We start from the raw sequence: 19313 nt of genomic DNA on the forward strand, positions 1-19313 counted from the left end.
GAGCTTTCCCATGGAACTTACCCAGGATGTCTCGATCCTGCTGCGCGTAGCCGCAGCGATGCTGTTCGGCGGTGTGCTCGGTGTCGAGCGGGAAATGGGCAAGCACGCCGCCGGCCTGCGAACGCACATGTTGATCGCCGGGGCCGCCGCGTTGATCGTCGGTCTCGGCGACTCGGTGGCCGAACATTTCCAGCAGGAGCGTTACCGCGACCTGTTGCAGGTCGATCCGGTACGCCTGATTGAAGCGGTGGTGGCCTGCGTCGGCTTCGTGGCCGCTGGCACCATTCTGCGCGGCTCACGCGAGGACCAGGTCAGCGGCTTGACCACGGCCAGTTCGCTGATCATGGCGGCGGCGATCGGGATTGCGGTGGGGATCAGCAAGTACGTGATCGCCATCGGGGTGAGCGTGCTGTGCGTGCTGGTGCTGGCGGTGATGCGGCGGTTGGAGAAGCGGATTTCGTAGGGAAGGTCGCGTTGCCGGCCAGCGGCCGGCACTACCATGACGTTTGTAATGGTCGGACCAATATGACGGCTAGCCCTATGGTCTAATAGGCTCATCGTCGGAGTGGCGGTTAAATCTGCTACAAGTGGTCTGATCGAAATCATCAATGGTAATACCAATGATCGACGGCCACGGCGACCCACCGCTTGCGGTGGGCTCCTCCGTTCCCAGTCGAGAATCTTCATGCAGCCCTGGCAACACCTGTACGACCCCGCCGGCAACCTGTGGTTGTCCAGCCTGATCGCGCTGCTGCCGATCGCGTTCTTCTTCGTTGCCCTGGCCGTGCTGCGCATGAAGGGCTGGCTCGCCGGCACGATCACCGTGGCCATCGCGCTTGGTGTGGCGCTGTTGTTTTACCGCATGCCGTTGGCCCAGGCGCTGGGCGCGGCCGGTTTCGGCTTCGTCTACGGCCTGTGGCCTATTGCCTGGATCATCATCGGTGCGGTGTTCCTCTACAAAGTTTCGGTCAAGACCGGGCAGTTCGACATCATCCGCGCTTCGATCCTGTCGGTGACCGAAGACCAGCGCCTGCAGATGCTGATGGTCGGCTTCGCCTTTGGCGCCTTCCTCGAAGGCGCGGCCGGTTTCGGTGCGCCGGTGGCGATCACCGCAGCGTTGCTGGTCGGGCTGGGCTTCAAGCCGCTGTATGCCGCCGGCCTGTGCCTGATCGTCAACACCGCGCCGGTGGCGTTCGGCGCGATGGGCATTCCGATCATCGTGGCCGGGCAGGTCACCGGTCTGGATGCATTCGAGATCGGCCAGATGGCCGGCCGCCAGCTGCCGTTCCTGACCATCATCGTGCTGTTCTGGATCATGGCGATCATGGATGGCTGGCGCGGCATCAGGGAAACGTGGCCGGCGGTGCTGGTTGCGGGTGGCTCGTTCGCCATCGCGCAGTACCTGACCTCCAACTTCATCGGCCCGGAACTGCCGGACATCACCGCGTCGCTGGCGTCGCTGGTGTGCCTGACCCTGTTCCTGCGCCGCTGGAAGCCGGTGCGGATCTTCCGCTTCGATACCGAAACCAGCGCCGAGGCGGCCGCACAGGCACTGGAAGCCCCCCGCTACAGCGTTGGCCAGATCGCCAAGGCGTGGTCGCCGTTCCTGATCCTCACCGCGATGGTCACGCTGTGGAGCATCAAGCCGTTCAAGTCGCTGTTCGCGGCGGATGGCCCGCTGGAAAGCTGGGTACTCAAGATCCCGGTGCCGGGCCTGGACCAGATGGTGCAGAAGATGCCGCCGATCGTGGATGCACCGTTGAGCTACGAAGCCGTCTACAAGTTCGACTGGTTCTCGGCCACCGGTACCTCGATCATCCTCGCTGCGGTGATCGCGATCATCGCGCTGCGCATGCCGGCCCGTTCGGCGCTGCGCACCTTCGGCGAAACCGTGCGTGAGCTGCGCATGCCGATCTACTCGATCGGCATGGTGCTCGCCTTCGCCTTCATCGCCAACTATTCGGGCCTGTCGGCGACGCTGGCGCTGGCACTGGCGCACACCGGCGACGCGTTCCCGTTCTTCTCACCGTTTCTGGGCTGGCTGGGCGTGTTCCTGACCGGCTCGGACACCTCGTCCAATGCCTTGTTCTCGGCACTGCAGGCCACCACCGCACAGCAGATCGGCGTGTCCGACGTGCTGCTGGTAGCGGCCAACACCACCGGTGGTGTCACCGGCAAGATGATCTCGCCGCAGTCGATCGCCATTGCCTGCGCGGCGGTCGGCCTGGCCGGCAAGGAATCGGATCTGTTCCGCTTCACGGTCAAGCACAGCCTGATCTTCACCACGATGGTCGGCCTGATCACCCTGGCCCAGGCTTACTGGCTGACCTGGATGATTCCTTGAGCCATGCGCGGCTGGCCGACCACCCGCTGCGCGCTTCGGGCCACAATGGCGCCATGAGCACGCAACGTATTTCGGACAAGGTGGCTGCGCAGCTGCGCGGCCTGGTGCAGGAACAACAGCTGCGGCCGGGCGACCGGCTGCCGGCCGAGCGCACCCTGGCGGTGCAGCTGGGGGTCTCGCGCACCGCGCTGCGCGAAGCCATCGCGCAGCTGGCCAGCCAGGGCCTGCTGACCGCACGGGTCGGTGGCGGCACCTACGTGGCCGAGCCTGCGGCACGCGCGCGGCAGGCGCTGGATGAACCGCTGGCGCCGTACCTGCCGCTGTTCCAGGGCGACCCGGAATACCGCTTCGACGTGCTGGAGATCCGCCACGCGCTGGAAGGTGCCACCGCCTGGCATGCGGCGCTGCGTGCCACCGACGAGGACCGCGCGCGCATCGCACAGGCCTTCCAGACCATGATGGACGCGCACGGCAAGGACGACCCCACCGGCGAGGCGGAGGCCGACGCGGCCTTCCACCTGTCCATCGCCGAGGCCTCGCACAACCTGGTGCTGCTGCAGGTGATGCGCGGGCTGTTCGAACTGCTGCAGACCAACATCTCGCAGAGCCGCGAAAAGCTCTACACCTCGGCGAGGACCTTCTCGCCGTTGTCCGACCAGCACCGCGAGATGATGGACGCGGTGCTGGCGGGCGACCCCGAACGCGCGCGCGCCGCCGCGCATGCCCACCTCGAATTCGTGCACACCACGCTGCGCACCCTCGATGACAACGAAGCCCGGCGTGCGCGGGCCTCGCGCCTGCCTTCCCCACACGGTTGACCCCATGATCATCTCCGCCTCCACCGATTACCGTGCCGCAGCGCAGCGCCGGCTGCCGCCGTTCCTGTTCCACTACATCGATGGCGGCGCGTATGCCGAGCACACGCTGAAGCGCAACGTTTCCGACCTGTCCGACATCGCGCTGCGCCAGCGCATCCTGCGCAACATGTCCGACCTGAGCCTGGAAACCGAGCTGTTCGGCGAAAGACTGGCGATGCCGGTGGCGCTGGCGCCGGTCGGCCTGACCGGCATGTATGCCCGGCGCGGTGAAGTACAGGCAGCGCGCGCGGCCGACAGCCGCGGCATCCCGTTCACCCTGTCCACCGTATCGGTGTGCCCGATCGAGGAAGTGGCACCGGCCATCCAGCGGCCGATGTGGTTCCAGCTGTATGTGCTTCGCGACCGTGGCTTCATGCGCAACGCGCTGGAGCGGGCGCAGGCCGCGGGCGTGACCACGCTGGTGTTCACCGTGGACATGCCGGTGCCGGGCGCGCGCTACCGCGATGCGCACTCCGGCATGAGCGGCCCGAACGCCTCGCTGCGCCGTATCGGCCAGGCCATCACCCATCCGCACTGGGCGTGGGACGTGGGCCTGTTCGGCCGCCCGCATGACCTGGGCAACATCTCCACCTACCGTGGCAACCCGACCGGGCTGGAGGACTACATCGGCTGGCTGGGCAGCAACTTCGATCCGTCCATTTCATGGAAGGATCTGGAATGGATCCGCGAGTTCTGGAAGGGGCCGATGGTGATCAAGGGCATCCTCGACCCGGATGACGCGCGTGATGCGGTCAAGTTCGGTGCCGATGGCATCGTGGTCTCCAACCACGGTGGCCGCCAGCTGGACGGCGTGCTGTCCACCGCACGCGCACTGCCGGCCATCGCCGACGCGGTGCAGGGCGACCTGAAGATTCTCGCCGATTCGGGCATCCGTACCGGCCTGGACGTGGTGCGCATGCTGGCGCTGGGTGCCGACACCGTGCTGCTGGGTCGCGCCTTCGTCTATGCGCTGGCTGCGCAGGGCGAACCCGGGGTGGCCAACCTGCTGGACCTGATCGCCAAGGAAATGCGCGTGGCGATGACGCTGACCGGCGCGCGCCGCATCGCCGACATCGGCCGCGATTCGCTGGCCAGCCTGCCATGAGTGGCCACGATGCGGTGCTGGCGCAGTTGCGCGATACGGTCGGCGGTCGCCATGTACTGACCGGTGACAAGGCCACGCGCCGCTTCCGTCGCGGCTACCGCTTCGGCGATGGCCCGGTGCTGGCCGTAGTGCGCCCGGGTACGCTGCTGGAACTGTGGCGCGTGCTGCAGGCTGCGGTGCAGGGCGGCGCGGCGATCATCCTGCAGGCGGCCAACACCGGCCTGACCGGCGGCTCGACCCCGGACGGCGATGACTATGGCCGGCCGATCGTGCTGGTCAGCACGCTGCGCCTGACCGGCATCCAGTTGTTGAACGAAGGCCGCCAGGTGCTGTGCCTGCCCGGTGCCACGCTGGACCGCCTGGAGCAGACGCTGGCCCCGCTGGGTCGCGAACCGCATTCGGTGATCGGCTCGTCCTGCATCGGTGCCTCGGTGCTGGGCGGCATCTGCAACAACTCCGGCGGTGCGCTGGTTCGCCGTGGCCCGGCCTACACCGAGCTGGCACTATATGCGCAGGTCGATGCGCAGGGCCAGCTGCAGCTGGTCAATCATCTGGACATCGCGCTGGGTGATACGCCCGAGCAGATCCTGCAGCGCCTGCAGGCCGGTGACTACACGGCCGCCGACGTGGGCAATGGCGACGGCCGTGCGGCTTCCGATTCACGCTATGCCGAGGAAGTGCGCAAGGTCGATGCCGATACCCCGGCACGCTTCAATGCCGACCCCAGCCGCCACTTCGAGGCAGCGGGATCTGCCGGCAAGCTGGCAGTGTTCGCGGTGCGCCTGGACACCTTCGAAAAAGAGGCTGCAGAGGTCTTCTATATAGGCAGCAACCGCACCGACAGCCTCACCGCGATCCGGCGCCAGCTGCTGACCGGCTTCGAGCGCCTGCCGATTGCCGGCGAGTACATCCACCGCGATGCCTATGATATCGGCGAGCGCTACGGCAAGGACAGCTTCCTGCTGATCGACCGCCTTGGCACTTCCCGCGTGCCCGCCGCGTTCGCGTTGAAGAGCCGTGTCGATGGCTGGTTCGAGCGGTTGGGCCTGCGCGGCGTGACCGACCGTGTGATGCAGGTGCTGACGGGCCTGCTGCCCTCGCACCTGCCCAAGCGCATGGGCGAGTTCCGCCAGCGCTACGAGCATCACCTGTTGCTGAAGGTCTCTGCCCAGGACGCTGCGGAAACCGAGGCCTGGCTACGCAGCTTCTTCGCCGGCCACGAAGGCGGCTATTTCCACTGCACGGCGGAGGAGGGACGCAAGGCGTTCCTGCATCGCTTTGCCGTGGCCGGTGCCGCGGTGCGCTACCGTGAAGTGCATCGTGACCAGGTGCAGGACATCGTCGCGCTGGACATCGCGCTGCGACGTGACGATGCCGACTGGTTCGAACAGCTACCGGCGGATATCGACGCGCGCCTGCTGCACAAGCTGTACTACGGCCACTTCCTGTGCCACGTGTTCCACCAGGACTACATCGCGCGCAAAGGTGAAGACCCGATGGCGATCGAGCATGCGATGTGGGCGCTGCTGGACCAGCGTGGCGCCGAGTATCCGGCCGAGCACAATGTCGGCCACCTGTACCCTGCCAAGCCTGCGCTGGCGGGCTTCTACAGGCAGCTGGACCCGAGCAATACGTTCAACCCGGGCATCGGCCAGACCTCGAAGGCCAAGGGGTGGGGTGGCTGCGACTGTAGTGGGCATTGACGGATACAAACTGGCTTTGCTGTAGAGCCGAGCCTATGCTCGGCTGCTCTTTCCGACAGACAGCAGTCGAGCATGGCTCGACTCTACAACGGCAGCGGTTACCATCTGGATCCCACGAGCAGGAATCTCCTCAATGCCCATCATCGTTGCCCGCACGACCATGGGCGTCGCATGGCTGGCGACCCCGCTGCTGGCGCTGGCCCAGTCCGCGATCCTGCCGCAGCAGCGCGATACCGCCGGCAATGTGATGGAGCCGCTGGGACAGGTGCTGATCGCGAGTGAGACTGGACCGTCGGGGCTTTATGACTGCACGCGGGACGGCAACTGGTGCATGCGCGTGCAACCGGTTGCCGAGGAGGGTGACCGGCCGAGCGTGCTGGAAGTGCTTGAGAAGGTGCAGGGCCGGGGCAAGCCGCACACCTACCACGTCAGCATCGACGTGCCGCAGGAAAGCGAGCTGTCGCTGTGGCCATGGATCGTGCGGCTGGCCCCTGGCGTGGGCAGCGATGAACCGGTGACCGACCCGCAGCAGCGCGCCCGCCAGAATGTGCTGGTGGGTGGCATCGTCACGTTCAGCACCATGTACTCCGGTGGAGGTGCCGACGCGTCCACGCTGCAGCTGGCACGCGTGCGCCACCTGCAGGACGACATCCAGGTGGACGACGACGTGCTGACCGTGCCATGGCTGGGCAATGCGATGATCCGCGCCTGTTTCAGCGAGCAGGACAGCAAGCAGCGTGCAGGTGCCTGCCACGACGAATACGGCTTCTCGGCGAAGCTGGCGCTGGACACGGCTGCCGAGGGTATGCCGGTGCTGCGCTACCAGACCGTGGCGACCCGGTTCCCGGCCGGTGTTTCGCGCTTCGAGGATTCGCTGGCCAAGGGGCCGCTGAAGAAGCAGGATCTGCGCACCGAACAGGACCCTGTGTGTACCTACACGCGGTTGTTCCACTTCCGCGAGGGCATGTTCCACCCGGACCAGGCGCTGCCGGACTGCGCCGGCTATACCGAACCCTGAAGTGTAGAGTCGAGCCATGCTCGACTCGGGTTCTCGCGTGGCCCGGCCGCAGAGCAGCCGAGCGTGGGCTCGGCTCCACAAAAACTGAGGCGGCGCTTACTCGCAGCGGGTGGCGGTGATGACGTTGTCCTTGTCCACGAACACGCGCAGGCGGTCCTGGCGGATGTCCTTGGTGGTGATGGTGCTGGGGCCGATCGGGTTGACCAGGCCGGCACCACTCTCGCGGGACAGGCGGCGGATGTTGGGCTCATTGGCCGGCTGGCCGATCGCCCAGCCCAGCTGGCTGGCGTCGCAGCGGCCGCTGCCTTTGACTTCCGGGCCAGGGGTGCTGACGCAGGCCGACAGCAGCAGGGCAGAGGCTGGCAGCAACAGGGACAGACGGAATGCGGACATGCGAGCGCTCCTGCGCATGGGAAGATGACGGGAACGATAGCACCGGGCGTGCGAAAGGCGTCAGCGATCCGGTCATTGCCGGCACAGCGTGGTCATTGCATAGTGGGAGCAATGGCTGGCAGTACGCCAGCAGGCAGGCCGGGCCCTTCCGGCGCAGGTGTTGGGTACGGTATGACGTCAGGCAGTTTCCGCGGCAAGAACAAGACGATGACGGCGCTGACGCTGTCGCTGTCGTTGCTGGGCGTGGCGTCTGCCGCCTCCGCTGCCGATCCGGAACCTGCGGCGGTCGAAATCCCGGTGTTCGGCGCCTGGCGCAACCTGCAGACCGAAGCGGGCTACGAGCCTGCGCAGCGTAATCTGGCCTTTGCCATGCTGCCGCAGGCGGCGACCCGTGGCGACCGTTTCGCTATCCTCGACCGTGAAGGCAAGCGGACGGTGTGCTGCCTGCAGGTGGCCAGCCCCTCGCTGGGGGTGGCCGCGCTGCGTGAGCAGTACCACCTGCCGCAGGCCTGGGTGACCGACCTGAGCAATGGCCGCAGCCCGGTACGTCCCTATGTGCCGCACGTCTATGCGATGCAACGGGTGGACGAACTGGCCGACTACAGCTTCGCCGACGTGCCGGGCGCCTACAGCGACCTGGGCGGGCTGCTTATTCCCGAAGGTGCCGCGCTGGAGGCCGACGGCAGCGCCGTCCGCCTGGGAGACATTCGCTATCCGCTGCATTTCCAACGCCAGCCGCATGCTGATGACGATGGTGCGCTGGACCGCTACAGCCTGCAGGCGGGCGAGGGCGGGGCACCGATCGTGGTTGAAGTGCCGTTCGGCACCTACTGATTGCAGCAGCGCACTGGCTAGAATGCAGCGCGGCGCTGTGTGCCGTGCCTGTTCCGTGAGTTGTTTCCGTGTCCCTGCGCCCCTTCCTGCTGCCGTCCCTTCTGCTCTTGTCTGCCTGTGCAAGCGCGCCGCCGCCACCGGCTCATGCCGATGCGCTGTGGCGGTTGATCGAGCGTGACTGCCGTGGCGCTGGAGGGCCGCGGGGTGACTGCCTGCGGGTGGAGCCGGCCGCAGACCGCCGCGATGTGCTGGTCAAGGACGCGCACGGCGACTACCAGTTCCTGCTGATGCCGCTGGACAAGGTCAGCGGTATCGAGAGCCGCAGCCTGTACCAGCGCGGTGCACCGAACTACTTCGCTGCGGCCTGGCAGGCGCGCAGCCACACCGAGCAGGCCTTGCGGCAACCGCTGCCGCGCAACGTCGCGAGCCTGGCGTTGAACTCGCCGCACGGCCGTTCGCAGCACCAGCTGCACATCCACGTGGATTGCCTGCGTGCCGACGTGCTGCAGGCGTTGGACGCGCATGCCGCTGCCCTGGGCAGCCGCTGGGCACCGCTGCCGGTGCCGCTGCGTGGTCATCAGTACCAGGCCCGCCTGTTGCCGGGCGCGGAACTGACCGCCAATCCGCTCAATCTGCTGGCCTATGACCTCGCCGGCGTGGGCGACGTGGGCCAGTGGAGCCTGGTGGTGGCCGGCCGGGAACCCGTGCAGGGTGGCCCCGGCTTCATCCTGCTGGCCACCCGTGTGGACCCCGGCACCGGTAACGAGGCCAGCGCTGAAGAGCTGCAGGACCACGCCTGCGCAGTGCTGACCGGCGCAGGTGCATCGCTGGAGCGGGTCCGCTAACCCTGGGGGGGCTGGCGGCTGCGCCAGACCGGCGCGGTCAGCGCCAGCAGCTGGCGATCCTGCCAACCGTCCAGATCCAGGTGATGGTCGCGCAGCAGCCCTTCCTGTTCGAAGCCGAAGGCGTGCAGTGCAGTGGCGAACGGGCTGCTGCAGTCCGGTGGCAGCATCACGAACAGGCGGTGCACACCCACATCCTCGAAAAGGAACGGGCACAGCGCCCGCAGCGCTGCATCCGCGTGCGGGTGCCAATGCTGCAGCGACAACAGCTCGGCGCAGCGCGTCTGCAAGCACTGCAGGCGGACATGCAACTGGTCCAGTACTGTGCCGTGCTCGTCATGGAATACCCCCAGCATCAGCTGATCGTTGTCCTGCTCCAGCCGCGAGCGGTGCATGTGGGCCAGGAAGCGGGCTTCCTCGTCGATACCCGCCGGATGGCGTCGGCCGCGCCGGCGGCGATCATCGAACAGGCGCCAGCGCGGCAGGTCGGTACGCTGGAACGGGCGCAGGGTGACCGGTGCGGCCTGCAGCTGCAGCAGGTGACGGCGCAGCACCGGCCGCAACGGGGGGAGAAGCGGGGTGGGATACGGGATCATCATCCCCGGCACGATGGCCGCGCCCGCCCCCCGGCACCATTCAAAACATTGCAAAAATGCGGTGAGCGGCGCCGGGGGACTGATTCGGTTCAGGCATAAGGCCATCAGGCCTGGTCATTTCCGTTGAAACCACCCATTCAGGACACTTTCGTTACGGGATCGTTATGTGCCCCACAGGCCGCTCCCGCTACCACCCGCCCAACTCCCCCCAGGAAGCCCATGTCCGCCTCCCCCAAGGCGCTGCGCCCGCGTCCGCTGGTGCTCGCACTGTCGTCCCTGATGCTGGTTTCGCTGCCGGCCTTCGCGCAGGAAAGCGCGCCCACCACATTGCAGGAAGTGAAGGTCACCGGCTCGCGCATTCCGCGCGCCAGTGTCGAGGGGCCCTCGCCGGTGACGGTGATCAGCCGCGAGCAGATCGACGCGCAGGGCTACCGCAATGCCTTCGATGCGCTGAGCGCGCTGACCGAGAACACCGGCAACGTGCAGGGCGAGGACTTCGGCAATACCTTCACCCCGGCCGCCAACACCATCAACCTGCGCGGGCTGGGCCCGAACCGCACGCTGGTGCTGGTCAACGGCCGCCGCCAGGCCGACTATCCGCTGGCCTACGAGGGCTCGGTGAACGTGGTCAACCTGGCCAACATCCCCAGTGCGCTGATCGAGCGCATCGAGGTGCTGGCGGCCGGTGCGTCGGCGGTGTACGGCTCCGATGCCATCGCCGGTGTGGTCAACATCATCCTCAAGGACCGCTTTGAGGGCGTGGACGTGAACGTGCGGGCCGGCGGCACCCAGCAGGGCGGGGGTGACAACCAGCGCGCGCAGGTGGTCGGTGGCAGTTCCGGCGAGCGCTGGGATGCCCTGTTCGGCTTCGAGTTCGACGTGCGCAAGGCGATCCATGCGCGCCAGCGCGATTTCATGGACTCGCTGGATGATGACCCCGCCGGCAAGGCGCCGCAGGCGACCGCGATCGCGTATCGCCGCAACGCCGCTACCGGTCGCAACATCGATCCGGGCGCCAATGGCTGCGACGCGGCGTCGGACATCTATGGCGGCAGCGTGTTCCGTGCCTTCAACCCGCGCCAGGGCTGGTACTGCGGCAGCAACGAGGCCGCCGCCAGCTACTGGACGGTGCAGACCGAGAAGCGCAACCTCAACGGCTACGGCCTGCTGACCTTCCACGTCAACGAGACCACCGACCTGTTCGCCGATCTGGCCGTGGGCAGTGCACGCATCACCAACAACACCCGTGCGCCCACCTGGACCTCGGCGCGCAACTACTTCTACAACCAGACCACCGGCAACCTGGAAAGCTGGTACCGCCGCTTTGCGCCCGAGGAAATCGGTGGCCTGCCGCGCAACGCCAACCGCTTCCTGGAAAACTCATGGTCATTCAACGTCGGCGCGCGCGGCCAGATCGGCGACACTGGCTGGGACTATGAGGCGGTGTACAGCCGCTCGCGTTACGAGAACCGCACCCGCCGCCCGGTGCTGCTGGCCGGTATCAACGAATACCTGCTTGGCCCGAAGCTGGGCGTGCGCAATGGCGTAGAGGTCTATGCGCCGGATCCGGCGCGCCTGTTCCAGCCGCTGAGCCCGAACGAGTACCAGAGCCTGTCCGGCTACCAGGAGAGCCGCAACGCGGCGTGGCTGCAGACCTTCAGCGCCAGCGTCAACGGCCGGCTGTTCGCACTGCCCGGTGGCGACGCTGCGCTGGCCGCGGTGGTCGAGGCTGGCAGCCAGGGCTATCGCAATCGACCGGACCCGCGACTGGGCACCGGTGAATTCTGGAACACCAGTGCAGGCGTCGGCGCCGGTGGCGAGCGTGACCGTTACGCCGCAGGTGTGGAGCTGCAGCTGCCGTTGCTGCAGTCGCTCACCACCACCCTGGCCGGGCGCTATGACCAGTACCGTGCCGGTGGTGAGCACATCGGCAAGGCGACCTGGAGCTTCGGCGTCGAGTTCCGCCCGATCGAGAGCCTGCTGATCCGTGGTACCGCTGCCACCAGCTTCCGGGCGCCGGACATGAACTACGTGTTCGCGACCGAGACGCGTGGTTACAACCCGGGCATGACCGATTACTGGCGCTGCCGCACCGCAGGCCAGTCGTATGACAACTGCGATTACAACGGCCTGTCGATCGACTACAGCAACCGCGCCAACGCACAGCTGCAGCCGGAAACCGCCAAATCCTATGGTTTCGGCGTGGTCTGGTCGCCGCTGTCCGGGCTGGATTTCAGTGCTGACTACTACGACATCCGTATCGACAATGAGGTCACCAGCCTCGACACCAGCCGTATTCTTCGTGATGAAGCCGATTGCCGCCTGGGCCGCACGTTGGGTGGCGAAGCACGCGATATCGGTTCACCGCTGTGCCAGGACGCGCTGTCGCGGGTGATCCGCAACCCGTCCAATGCCACGGTGCAGCCGGACCAGGTAACCCGCGTGCTGATCAACCCGATCAACGCGGCCTCCGAATCGGTGCGCGGCCTGGACCTGAAGGGCAACTGGCGTTTCGATGCCGGCCACTATGGCCGGTTCACCACGCGCCTGGCCTACACCGTGGTGCTGGAGCACAAGTACCGGCAGTTCTCCGATGATCCGGAGCGTGACATCCGCAATTCGCTGGATGACTACCAGTGGCGCAGCAAGGCCAACGGCAGCATCACCTGGAACCAGGGTGACTGGACCACTACGCTGTACGGCAACCGCTTCGGCTCGCTGCCGAAGACCGATGGCAGTGGCCGCATCGCGCCGTACATGACGTACAACGCCAGCGTGTTCCGCCAGTTCGGCGAGAACCTGTCGGTGGGCGTGATCGTGAACAACCTGCGCGACAGCCGCCCGCCGGCGGACAGGAACGGTGGCGGCTGGCCGTTCTACCCGGTCGGCAACTACGACCCGTATGGCCGCCAGTACTGGGTGCAGCTGGACTACCGGTTCCGCTGATCGGGCGGGCAGACAGAAGGCCCGGCAATGCCGGGCCTTCTGCTGTGTCCCTATCCGCTGTGATGGCGCGCGCCGGCGGCCTAGGGCAGTGCCTGCTGCAGGTACGACTCGATGACGTAGCTGAAAGGCTGCTGCTGGCGGTCGCGCAACAGGGCACGCACCTCCAGGATCACGCCGCGGTCGCCTTCGCCCCGCGGCGGCCAGAACGTCTGGTCGGCCAAGGTCTGGCGCTGGAAACCGAGCGGGCCGACCACGCGACCGAAGGGTTCGTCGGTGCTGTCCAGCACCTGGTTCATGGCCGGGCTGAGATGGCCGGGCAGGTACCAGTTGTCGGCCTCGGACAGCACGCGGCTGCCGCAGACCAGCTGCACGCGGCGATAGCGCAGGTCGGCACCCGGCTTCACACCCAGCGCCTGCAGCACATCGGCGGGGGCAGGCTTGTCCTGGCCGTGCACACGCACCGCGCGGACCCGCGCCTGTTCGGCCAGGCCATGTTCGGCACACCAGTGTTCCAGCGTGGCAGTGGCGCTCTGTCCGGACAGCACGCGCTGGTGCAGGCGCTCGACCAGTGCAGCCGGGGCAATGCGCTGCTGGCCCGGCGGCGACTGCAGCGGCGCAGCGGCCGCCGCATCAGTGGCGGACAGGCTGGCGATCGGGGCGGCGGCAAGCAGGGACGCGGCCTGCCAGCGGCGGAGACGATCGTGGCGGTCGGACGGGCCCATGCGGCATCACAGCGGAAACAGGCGCCCATGTTACCCGTTCAGGGGTGTGCACGGCGTGGCTGCGACCGGTTGTCGCAGGGCAGTCATCGCTCTGATGAATGCGTGCCATCCAGATATTTCGTTGGCCGATGGCTGCGGCGAGGCGCACGATGGCGCCATTCTTGGCATTCCGGGAGTTCCCGATGACCCTCCAGTTCGTCCATGGCGGTGTCGACCGCGACGGTGCGCCACTGCATTTCCATATCCGTGATGGCCGCATCAGCGGGCTCAATGGCGAGACCGCGCCGGATGACGGAGCGGAATGCGTCGACCTGCAGGGCTTCGCGGTGCTGCCCGGGCTGGTCGACGGCCACATTCACCTCGACAAGAGCTTCGTCGGCGACCGTTGGCACCCGCACCAGCCGGTGAACAGCCTGCGCGAGCGGCTGGCGGTGGAGAAGGCGGCGGTGGCGGGTGCGGCATCGATGGTGGACCGTGCCGAGGCGCTGATCCGCCAATGCAGTGCTTTCGGTACGGTGGCGATGCGCTGCCATGTCGATATCGACGCCAGCACCGGTCTCGGCCATCTCGAAGCAGTGCGCGAGGCGGCGCTGCGCTGCGCCGACATCATGCGGATCCAGCTGGTGGCGTTTCCGCAGGCCGGGGTGATCTCCTGTCCCGGCACCGCCGCCGTACTGGAGCAGGCGCTTGCCGCGGGCGTGGAGGTGCTCGGCGGCATCGACCCGACCACGCTCGATGGTGATGCCGAAGGCCAATTGGCGCTGCTGTTCGGCCTGGCCGAGCGCTACGGCGTGCAGCTGGACATCCATCTGCACGAGCCCGGCGAAACCGGCCTGGCCCAGCTGCTGCGCATCGCGGCGCGGACGCGGGCTGCAGGCCTGCAGGGGCGGGTTGCGGTAAGCCATGCCTATTCGCTGGGCGACGTGCCGCTGGCGCGCGCGCTGCAGGTGGGCGAAGCACTGGCCACGGCGGGTGTGGCGATCATGAGCAATGCGCCGGGCGATCATCCGTTCCCGCCGCTGCGCGCGCTGCATGATGCCGGTGTGCGCGTGTTCGCAGGCAACGACAACATCCGCGACTGCTGGTGGCCGTATGGCAACGGCGACCTGCTGCAGCGGGCGATGTTGCTGGGCTACCGTTCCGGCTTCTACACCGATGCCGACCTGATGCTGGCGCTGGACTTGGTCACCACCCATGCCGCGCAGGTGATCGGCCTGCCGCAGCATGGTATTGCCGAAGGCCGGCCGGCGACCTTCGTGGCCGTGCGTGCCGACCACGGCCCGGCCGCCGTGGCCGGGGTGCCGGTGGAGCGCAGGGTGGTGGTCGACGGCCGCTGGCTGTAGATCCGCGTCATGGCGTGGACGGCACCATCGCGCGGTCTCATTCATCCACGCATGGCGTGGATCTACCCCGATATGCCGTCAGGCGTAATCGTCGGCGCGGGTAGCGACGAACTCTTCCAGCCACGCAAGCAGGTGGGCGATGTCGATGATCTCGCCCTGCTCCACGCGCTTGAGCAGCAGGGTGCTGGCGCCGATCTGCAGGCTGCTGTCGGCATAGCGCAGCACCGCGTCGATGCCCCAGGCATCGGTCACCTGCATCCAGGCCAGGCCCGGCACACGCTGTGCCAGAGTGTCACCGAATGCCACGCCCAGTGCTTCCCAGCCATCGCAGTCGGCGCGGTCGATCAGCTCGGCATCGACCACGCGCTGCAATGTGCTGGGGGCCAGCGGCCATTGCACCGGCAACGTCGGGAAGCTGGCGGCCACGCGCGCGGCGATCAGCGAGCGCTGGTGCTGCAGATGCGTCTGCAGTGCAGCAGGCAGGGGATCGAAACGGGTGGGAATTTCGTCGGACATGGCAAGGCGCCGTGGAGCACGGAAACAAGAGTCACTGTAGCCGGCGATGTAGTGCCTTGGCGTGGCAGGTCTGATCAGATATCGATGATCAATGCGCGAACTCTGATTGCTCCCGCAGGTGCAGCATCAAGGTCCGTATACGTCATTCTGCGCGGCTTAATTGTTCGCTCATGGGCTCAGCTGGGCTTGAGCGCCTGCTGGATGATGAGCTCCTCGAGGGCTTCAAGCAGATGATTGATCTCGATGACCTGGCCTTCTTCGACGCGCTTGATCAACACGGTGACGGCGCTGACGATGCTGTTGGCCTCTCCATAGCGGAGAACCGCATCGACGCCCCAGGCATCCGTTACTTGGGTCCAGGCAAGTTCCGGTACACGCTGTGCCAGACAGTCACCGAATGCGACCCCCAGTGCTTCCCAGCCGTCACAATCATCGTGATCGATCAGCTCTGCATCGACTACGCGTTGCAGCGTGCTCGGCAGCAGCGGCCATTGAACAGACACGGTGGGGAACGCAGATGCGACAAGGGCAGCAACCTGTGCACGCTGCTGCTGCATGTGCGCGATGAGTGCAGGTGGCAGCGGATCGAACCGCATGTCGGCTTCGTCCTTCGGAGCAGGAGTCAAAGTAACCTGGTACGTGCTGGTCATAGGCGGGGTAATCCGGAGAAGGGCGTTCCACCCTATCGTCCAGACTTCGGGGACGCCATCGGTGGGCCTTTTGCGACAAGCGTGCATTTGCTGGCGCACGAGCGCCCTTTCCGATGCCGGAGGGTCGTTTCCATCCACGCATGGCGTGGATCTACTGTGGTCAGTCCGGTTCGCGCTGTACCTGCCGCCACAGCTCGCTGGCCAGTGCCCGCACCGCATCATCGGCGTCGGCACGATGCAGCAGGCCGATCTCGTAGTTGTCGACCACCGGCAGCCCACGCTCGCCATCGATGATGCGGTGCTCGCGCGTGACCGCGCGGCGCGGCAGCAGGCTGATGCCGATGCCATCGGCCACGGCGCCCTGGATGCCACTGAGCGATGAGCTGGTGAAGGCGATGCGCCAGCGCAGGCCCAGCGCTTCCACGGCGTGGATCATCTCGTCGCGGTACAGGCCGCGCGGCGGAAACGTGACCAGCGGCAGCGGGTCCTGCTGCAGGCAGCTGCTGCGCAGGCTGTCGATCCAGTGCATCGGCTCTCGCCGGCAATGCACCGCCTGGCGGCTGTTGCGGCGCTGCTTGACCAGCACCAGGTCCAGCTCGCCGTGGTCGAAGCCCTGCGCCAGGTCACGGCTGAGGCCGCTGCTGATCTCCAGCTTCACCTGCGGGTGGCGGCGGCTGAAGGCGGCCAGCATGCGGGTGGTCTGCGGGTTGACGAAGTCCTCCGGTACGCCGATGCGGACCGCGGTTTCCACCGTCGCGCCGGCCAGCGCCTGTGCCATTTCCTCGTTCAGGTCGAGCATGCGCCGCGCGTAGCCGAGCAGGGTGTGGCCGGCATCGGTGGGGTGCACGTCGCGATGGCCGCGCTCGAGCAGGCGATGCCCGGCCAGTTCCTCCAGCCGCCGCACCTTCTGGCTGACCGTGGACTGGGTCGAATGCAGGCGCGTGGCCGCCGTGGTGAAGCTGCCGCAGTCGGCCACCATCACCAGCGCCCGCAGCAGGTCCAGTTCGAACAGGGTTCTATTCGATTTGGCACTGTCTTGCATTTGAACATTTCACTTCTGGATACCCAGGCCGACTTCTACCATGCGGGGCAGGGGCCGGCAATGCGCGGCTGTTGCTACCGTCGCACGGCGTTCCGTGGCGACGGACACGAGGAGATACTGTCATGCGCGTCCATCATTCCGCTGGCTGGCCTGCGCCCTTCGCGCGCGCGCTGCTGTTGTGCCTGCTGGCCATGGTCACCCCCGCCTGCACCGCCATGTCCCGGGCCGACGCAGACGCGCGCCTGCGGGATGCTGCCAGCCGCGGCGACGCCGATGCGGTGCGACAGGCGATCGAGGAGGGCGCCACGCTGGAGGCGCGCGATGGCCAGGGCCGCACCGCGCTGCTGCTGGCCACGCATGGCAACAACGTGGAGGCCGCGCGTGCGCTGATCGAAGCCGGTGCCGACGTCAATGCCAAGGACGCGATGCAGGACAGCGCCTACCTGTACGCCGGTGCGCGCGGCCTGGATGAGATCCTGGCGATGACTCTGGCGCATGGCGCCGATCTGCGCAGCACCAACCGCTATGGCGGCACCGCGCTGATTCCGGCCGCCGAGCGTGGCCACGTCGCCACCGTACGTACGCTGCTGCGCGCGGGCGTGGCGGTGGACCATGTCAACCGCCTGCACTGGACCGCGCTGCTGGAAGCGATCCTGCTCGGCGATGGCGGTGCGCGCCACGTGCAGATCGTGCAGCTGCTGCTGGAGGCCGGTGCCGACCCGGAGCTTGCCGACGGCGATGGCGTGACGCCGCTGACGCTCGCGCGCCAGCGCGGCTATACCGGAATTGAGACCCTGCTGCGCCAGCACGGCGCGCTCCGCTGAATGCAAACCCCTTCCACCCGCACGCTGGGCGTGCCCATCAGGATGCTGTCCATGTTCCGTTCCCGTCCGTTGTCCCTTGCCATCCTCCTTGCGGTAGCACCTCTGTCGGCGTCTGCCGCCGAGCGCGCCGACCTGCTGATCCGCAATGCCACCGTGGTCGATGTCGAGCACGCCAGCACCCTGGCCGGGCAGAGCGTGGTGATCCGCGGCGAGGACATCGTCGCCGTCGGTCCAGATGCGCAGCTGCGCAGCCAGTGGAGCGCGGCCCGCCAGATCGATGCCAAGGGCAAGTACCTGATCCCGGGGCTGTGGGACATGCACGTGCATTTCGGCGGTGGCCCGGCGCTGATCGAAGAGAACAAGGCACTGCTGCCGCTGTACATCGCGCACGGCATCACCACCGTGCGTGATTGTTCCGGCGATCTGCCCGAGCAGGTGCTGCAGTGGCGTGGCGAGATCGCCAAGGGCACGCTGTTCGGCCCGCGCCTGCTCAGTTCCGGCGCGAAGATCGAGGGCATCAAGCCGGTGTGGAAGGGCACGATCGAAGTGGGCAGCGAGACCGACGTCGACAAGGCGATTACCCGACTGCAGCACGACAAGGTCGATTTCGTGAAGATCACCGACAGCACGCTGACGCCGGAACTGTTCCTGTACTCGGCCAGCGCTGCGCGAAAGGCCGGCTTCAAGGCCTCGGGCCACATTCCAATGGCGCTGACCGTGGAGCAGGCGGTCGATGCCGGCCTGGCCTCGATCGAGCATCTGGACTACGCATTCAAGGCCGGCAGCAAGGACGAAGCGCAGATCGCCGCCGACTTCGGCGCCGGGCGCATCGATCGCGCCGAAGCCAATCGCCGCCTCGACGCCAGCTTCGACCGTGACACCGCGATGCATGCCTACCGTGATTTCGCCAAGCGTGGCGTGTTCGTGACCCCGACCCTCAACGGCGGCCGCATCCTCGATTTCCTTGACCAGGATGACCACGCCAACGACCCGTACCTGGCCTACATCGGCCCCGGCCTGCGCGCGACCTACCAGTGGCGCGTGGACCGCGCGGCGAAGGCGACGCCGGCGCAGATCGAAGCGCGCCACGCGCAGTACCACCAGGTGGCCGCGGTGCTGCCGATGCTGCAGGAGGCCGGCGTGACGATCATCGCCGGTACCGATGCGGGCTTCCTCAATTCGTTCAATTTCCCGGGCATCGCCCTGCACCAGGAGCTGCAGCTGTTCGTGAAGGAGGGCCTGAGCGCGCCGCAGGCGCTGTCGGCCGCCACCCGTTCCGGCCCGGCCTGGTTCGGCCAGATGGACCGCTACGGTGGCGTTGCACAGGGCAAGGCTGCCGATCTGGTGCTGCTGACCGCCAACCCGCTGCAGGACATCGCCGCCACCGAGAAGATCGACAGCGTCATCCTGCGTGGCAACGTGTATGACCGCGCCGCGCTGGACAGGATGCTGGCCGACACCAGGGCCAAGGTCGCGGCGTGGAATGCCGAGGCGGCGAAGGCCAATTGAGGGTGGGGCGGGGCGGAATCCACGCATGGCGTGGATCTACCGGTTGCCGTCCGGGCATCCATACCCGCG

General features: G+C 67.1%; 18 protein-coding genes. 12 read left to right on the top strand and 6 right to left on the bottom strand.

All coding sequences use genetic code 11. The features are described 5' to 3' along the window. Positions 1 to 10: 10 nt before the first annotated feature. The 6 genes from AC5P65_RS08530 to AC5P65_RS08555 all read left to right on the top strand — a co-directional run bounded on the left by AC5P65_RS08530 (position 11) and on the right by AC5P65_RS08555 (position 7027). Entirely contained in the window at positions 11 to 463 is a 453-nt protein-coding gene (locus AC5P65_RS08530) for an MgtC/SapB family protein (protein ID WP_005413774.1), read from the top strand. A gap of 222 nt (positions 464 to 685) precedes the next feature. Continuing rightward, on the top strand, positions 686 to 2344 hold the full coding sequence (lldP, locus tag AC5P65_RS08535) for an L-lactate permease (RefSeq protein ID WP_111099219.1): 1659 nt from the start codon (positions 686 to 688) through the stop codon (positions 2342 to 2344). Between the two features lie 53 nt (positions 2345 to 2397). Then, positions 2398 to 3162, top strand: coding sequence for a transcriptional regulator LldR (gene lldR / locus AC5P65_RS08540; protein ID WP_005417039.1), 765 nt, complete (start codon positions 2398 to 2400; stop codon positions 3160 to 3162). Between the two features lie 4 nt (positions 3163 to 3166). Continuing rightward, complete coding sequence (gene lldD / locus AC5P65_RS08545; protein ID WP_111099218.1) at positions 3167 to 4306, top strand: FMN-dependent L-lactate dehydrogenase LldD; 1140 nt, start codon at positions 3167 to 3169, stop codon at positions 4304 to 4306. Next, on the top strand, positions 4303 to 6009 hold the full coding sequence (gene dld, locus AC5P65_RS08550) for a D-lactate dehydrogenase (RefSeq protein WP_111099217.1): 1707 nt from the start codon (positions 4303 to 4305) through the stop codon (positions 6007 to 6009). The genes lldD and dld overlap by 4 nt, the downstream gene beginning before the upstream one ends. Before the next feature lie 133 nt (positions 6010 to 6142). After that, positions 6143 to 7027: a hypothetical protein gene (locus tag AC5P65_RS08555; protein ID WP_111099216.1), complete on the top strand. Its 885-nt coding sequence runs from the start codon at positions 6143 to 6145 to the stop codon at positions 7025 to 7027. Positions 7028 to 7123: 96 nt separating this feature from the next. Here the strand turns inward: AC5P65_RS08555 and AC5P65_RS08560 are convergent, their stop codons facing one another. Next, positions 7124 to 7420, bottom strand: a complete 297-nt coding sequence (locus AC5P65_RS08560) for an I78 family peptidase inhibitor (protein WP_010485066.1) — start codon at positions 7418 to 7420, stop codon at positions 7124 to 7126. A gap of 171 nt (positions 7421 to 7591) precedes the next feature. Here AC5P65_RS08560 and AC5P65_RS08565 point away from each other — a divergent pair, with 171 nt between their 5' ends. Next, complete coding sequence (locus AC5P65_RS08565; protein ID WP_111099215.1) at positions 7592 to 8254, top strand: decarboxylase; 663 nt, start codon at positions 7592 to 7594, stop codon at positions 8252 to 8254. Positions 8255 to 8322: 68 nt separating this feature from the next. Continuing rightward, a complete protein-coding gene (locus tag AC5P65_RS08570; protein ID WP_058981810.1) occupies positions 8323 to 9099 on the top strand; it encodes a CDP-diacylglycerol diphosphatase in 777 nt (258 codons plus the stop codon). On the opposite strand, the gene AC5P65_RS08575 is transcribed toward AC5P65_RS08570, so the two are convergent. Continuing rightward, the gene (locus tag AC5P65_RS08575; RefSeq protein WP_495215501.1) at positions 9096 to 9695 is read right to left on the bottom strand and encodes a GNAT family N-acetyltransferase; all 600 of its coding nucleotides are present in this window, start codon (positions 9693 to 9695) and stop codon (positions 9096 to 9098) included. The two genes, AC5P65_RS08570 and AC5P65_RS08575, sit on opposite strands and share 4 nt — an antisense overlap. A 216-nt stretch (positions 9696 to 9911) precedes the next feature. Here AC5P65_RS08575 and AC5P65_RS08580 point away from each other — a divergent pair, with 216 nt between their 5' ends. Then, positions 9912 to 12638, top strand: a complete 2727-nt coding sequence (locus AC5P65_RS08580; RefSeq protein ID WP_111099212.1) for a TonB-dependent receptor plug domain-containing protein — start codon at positions 9912 to 9914, stop codon at positions 12636 to 12638. A gap of 80 nt (positions 12639 to 12718) precedes the next feature. Here AC5P65_RS08580 and AC5P65_RS08585 read toward each other — a convergent pair whose 3' ends face one another. Then, a complete protein-coding gene (locus AC5P65_RS08585) occupies positions 12719 to 13360 on the bottom strand; it encodes a hypothetical protein (RefSeq protein WP_111099211.1) in 642 nt (213 codons plus the stop codon). A gap of 182 nt (positions 13361 to 13542) precedes the next feature. On the opposite strand from AC5P65_RS08585, the gene AC5P65_RS08590 reads away from it, so the two are divergent. Further along, entirely contained in the window at positions 13543 to 14703 is a 1161-nt protein-coding gene (locus AC5P65_RS08590; RefSeq protein ID WP_111099210.1) for an amidohydrolase family protein, read from the top strand. A 78-nt stretch (positions 14704 to 14781) separates the two neighbouring features. Here AC5P65_RS08590 and AC5P65_RS08595 read toward each other — a convergent pair whose 3' ends face one another. From AC5P65_RS08595 to AC5P65_RS08605, 3 genes are all read right to left on the bottom strand, one after another. Further along, positions 14782 to 15219 carry a DUF3806 domain-containing protein gene (locus AC5P65_RS08595; RefSeq protein ID WP_111099209.1) on the bottom strand — a complete coding sequence of 146 codons (438 nt, stop codon included), beginning with the start codon at positions 15217 to 15219 and terminating at the stop codon, positions 14782 to 14784. A 176-nt stretch (positions 15220 to 15395) separates the two neighbouring features. Beyond that, positions 15396 to 15869, bottom strand: a complete 474-nt coding sequence (locus AC5P65_RS08600) for a DUF3806 domain-containing protein (protein WP_495215502.1) — start codon at positions 15867 to 15869, stop codon at positions 15396 to 15398. A 160-nt stretch (positions 15870 to 16029) separates the two neighbouring features. Then, a complete protein-coding gene (locus AC5P65_RS08605; RefSeq protein WP_111099207.1) occupies positions 16030 to 16911 on the bottom strand; it encodes a LysR substrate-binding domain-containing protein in 882 nt (293 codons plus the stop codon). A 122-nt stretch (positions 16912 to 17033) separates the two neighbouring features. On the opposite strand from AC5P65_RS08605, the gene AC5P65_RS08610 reads away from it, so the two are divergent. Further along, positions 17034 to 17735, top strand: coding sequence for an ankyrin repeat domain-containing protein (locus tag AC5P65_RS08610; RefSeq protein WP_111099206.1), 702 nt, complete (start codon positions 17034 to 17036; stop codon positions 17733 to 17735). A 51-nt stretch (positions 17736 to 17786) separates the two neighbouring features. After that, positions 17787 to 19244, top strand: a complete 1458-nt coding sequence (locus tag AC5P65_RS08615) for an amidohydrolase family protein (RefSeq protein ID WP_111099253.1) — start codon at positions 17787 to 17789, stop codon at positions 19242 to 19244. Positions 19245 to 19313 lie beyond the last annotated feature (69 nt).

This window comes from Stenotrophomonas sp. YJH_SMC_48-3, assembly GCF_059369375.1.

Bases quoted from the DNA above. Each gene is read 5' to 3' on its own strand.
- AC5P65_RS08610 (WP_111099206.1), top strand. From the start codon at position 17,034: ATGCGCGTCCATCATTCCGCTGGCTGGCCTGCGCCCTTCGCGCGCGCG.
- AC5P65_RS08560 (WP_010485066.1), bottom strand. From the start codon at position 7,420: ATGTCCGCATTCCGTCTGTCCCTGTTGCTGCCAGCCTCTGCCCTGCTG.
- AC5P65_RS08565 (WP_111099215.1), top strand. From the start codon at position 7,592: ATGACGTCAGGCAGTTTCCGCGGCAAGAACAAGACGATGACGGCGCTG.
- AC5P65_RS08530 (WP_005413774.1), top strand. From the start codon at position 11: ATGGAACTTACCCAGGATGTCTCGATCCTGCTGCGCGTAGCCGCAGCG.
- AC5P65_RS08600 (WP_495215502.1), bottom strand. From the start codon at position 15,869: ATGACCAGCACGTACCAGGTTACTTTGACTCCTGCTCCGAAGGACGAA.
- AC5P65_RS08575 (WP_495215501.1), bottom strand. From the start codon at position 9,695: ATGATGATCCCGTATCCCACCCCGCTTCTCCCCCCGTTGCGGCCGGTG.
- AC5P65_RS08595 (WP_111099209.1), bottom strand. From the start codon at position 15,219: ATGTCCGACGAAATTCCCACCCGTTTCGATCCCCTGCCTGCTGCACTG.
- AC5P65_RS08580 (WP_111099212.1), top strand. From the start codon at position 9,912: ATGTCCGCCTCCCCCAAGGCGCTGCGCCCGCGTCCGCTGGTGCTCGCA.
- lldD (WP_111099218.1), top strand. From the start codon at position 3,167: ATGATCATCTCCGCCTCCACCGATTACCGTGCCGCAGCGCAGCGCCGG.
- AC5P65_RS08605 (WP_111099207.1), bottom strand. From the start codon at position 16,911: ATGCAAGACAGTGCCAAATCGAATAGAACCCTGTTCGAACTGGACCTG.
- lldP (WP_111099219.1), top strand. From the start codon at position 686: ATGCAGCCCTGGCAACACCTGTACGACCCCGCCGGCAACCTGTGGTTG.
- lldR (WP_005417039.1), top strand. From the start codon at position 2,398: ATGAGCACGCAACGTATTTCGGACAAGGTGGCTGCGCAGCTGCGCGGC.
- AC5P65_RS08615 (WP_111099253.1), top strand. From the start codon at position 17,787: ATGTTCCGTTCCCGTCCGTTGTCCCTTGCCATCCTCCTTGCGGTAGCA.
- AC5P65_RS08585 (WP_111099211.1), bottom strand. From the start codon at position 13,360: ATGGGCCCGTCCGACCGCCACGATCGTCTCCGCCGCTGGCAGGCCGCG.
- dld (WP_111099217.1), top strand. From the start codon at position 4,303: ATGAGTGGCCACGATGCGGTGCTGGCGCAGTTGCGCGATACGGTCGGC.
- AC5P65_RS08590 (WP_111099210.1), top strand. From the start codon at position 13,543: ATGACCCTCCAGTTCGTCCATGGCGGTGTCGACCGCGACGGTGCGCCA.
- AC5P65_RS08555 (WP_111099216.1), top strand. From the start codon at position 6,143: ATGCCCATCATCGTTGCCCGCACGACCATGGGCGTCGCATGGCTGGCG.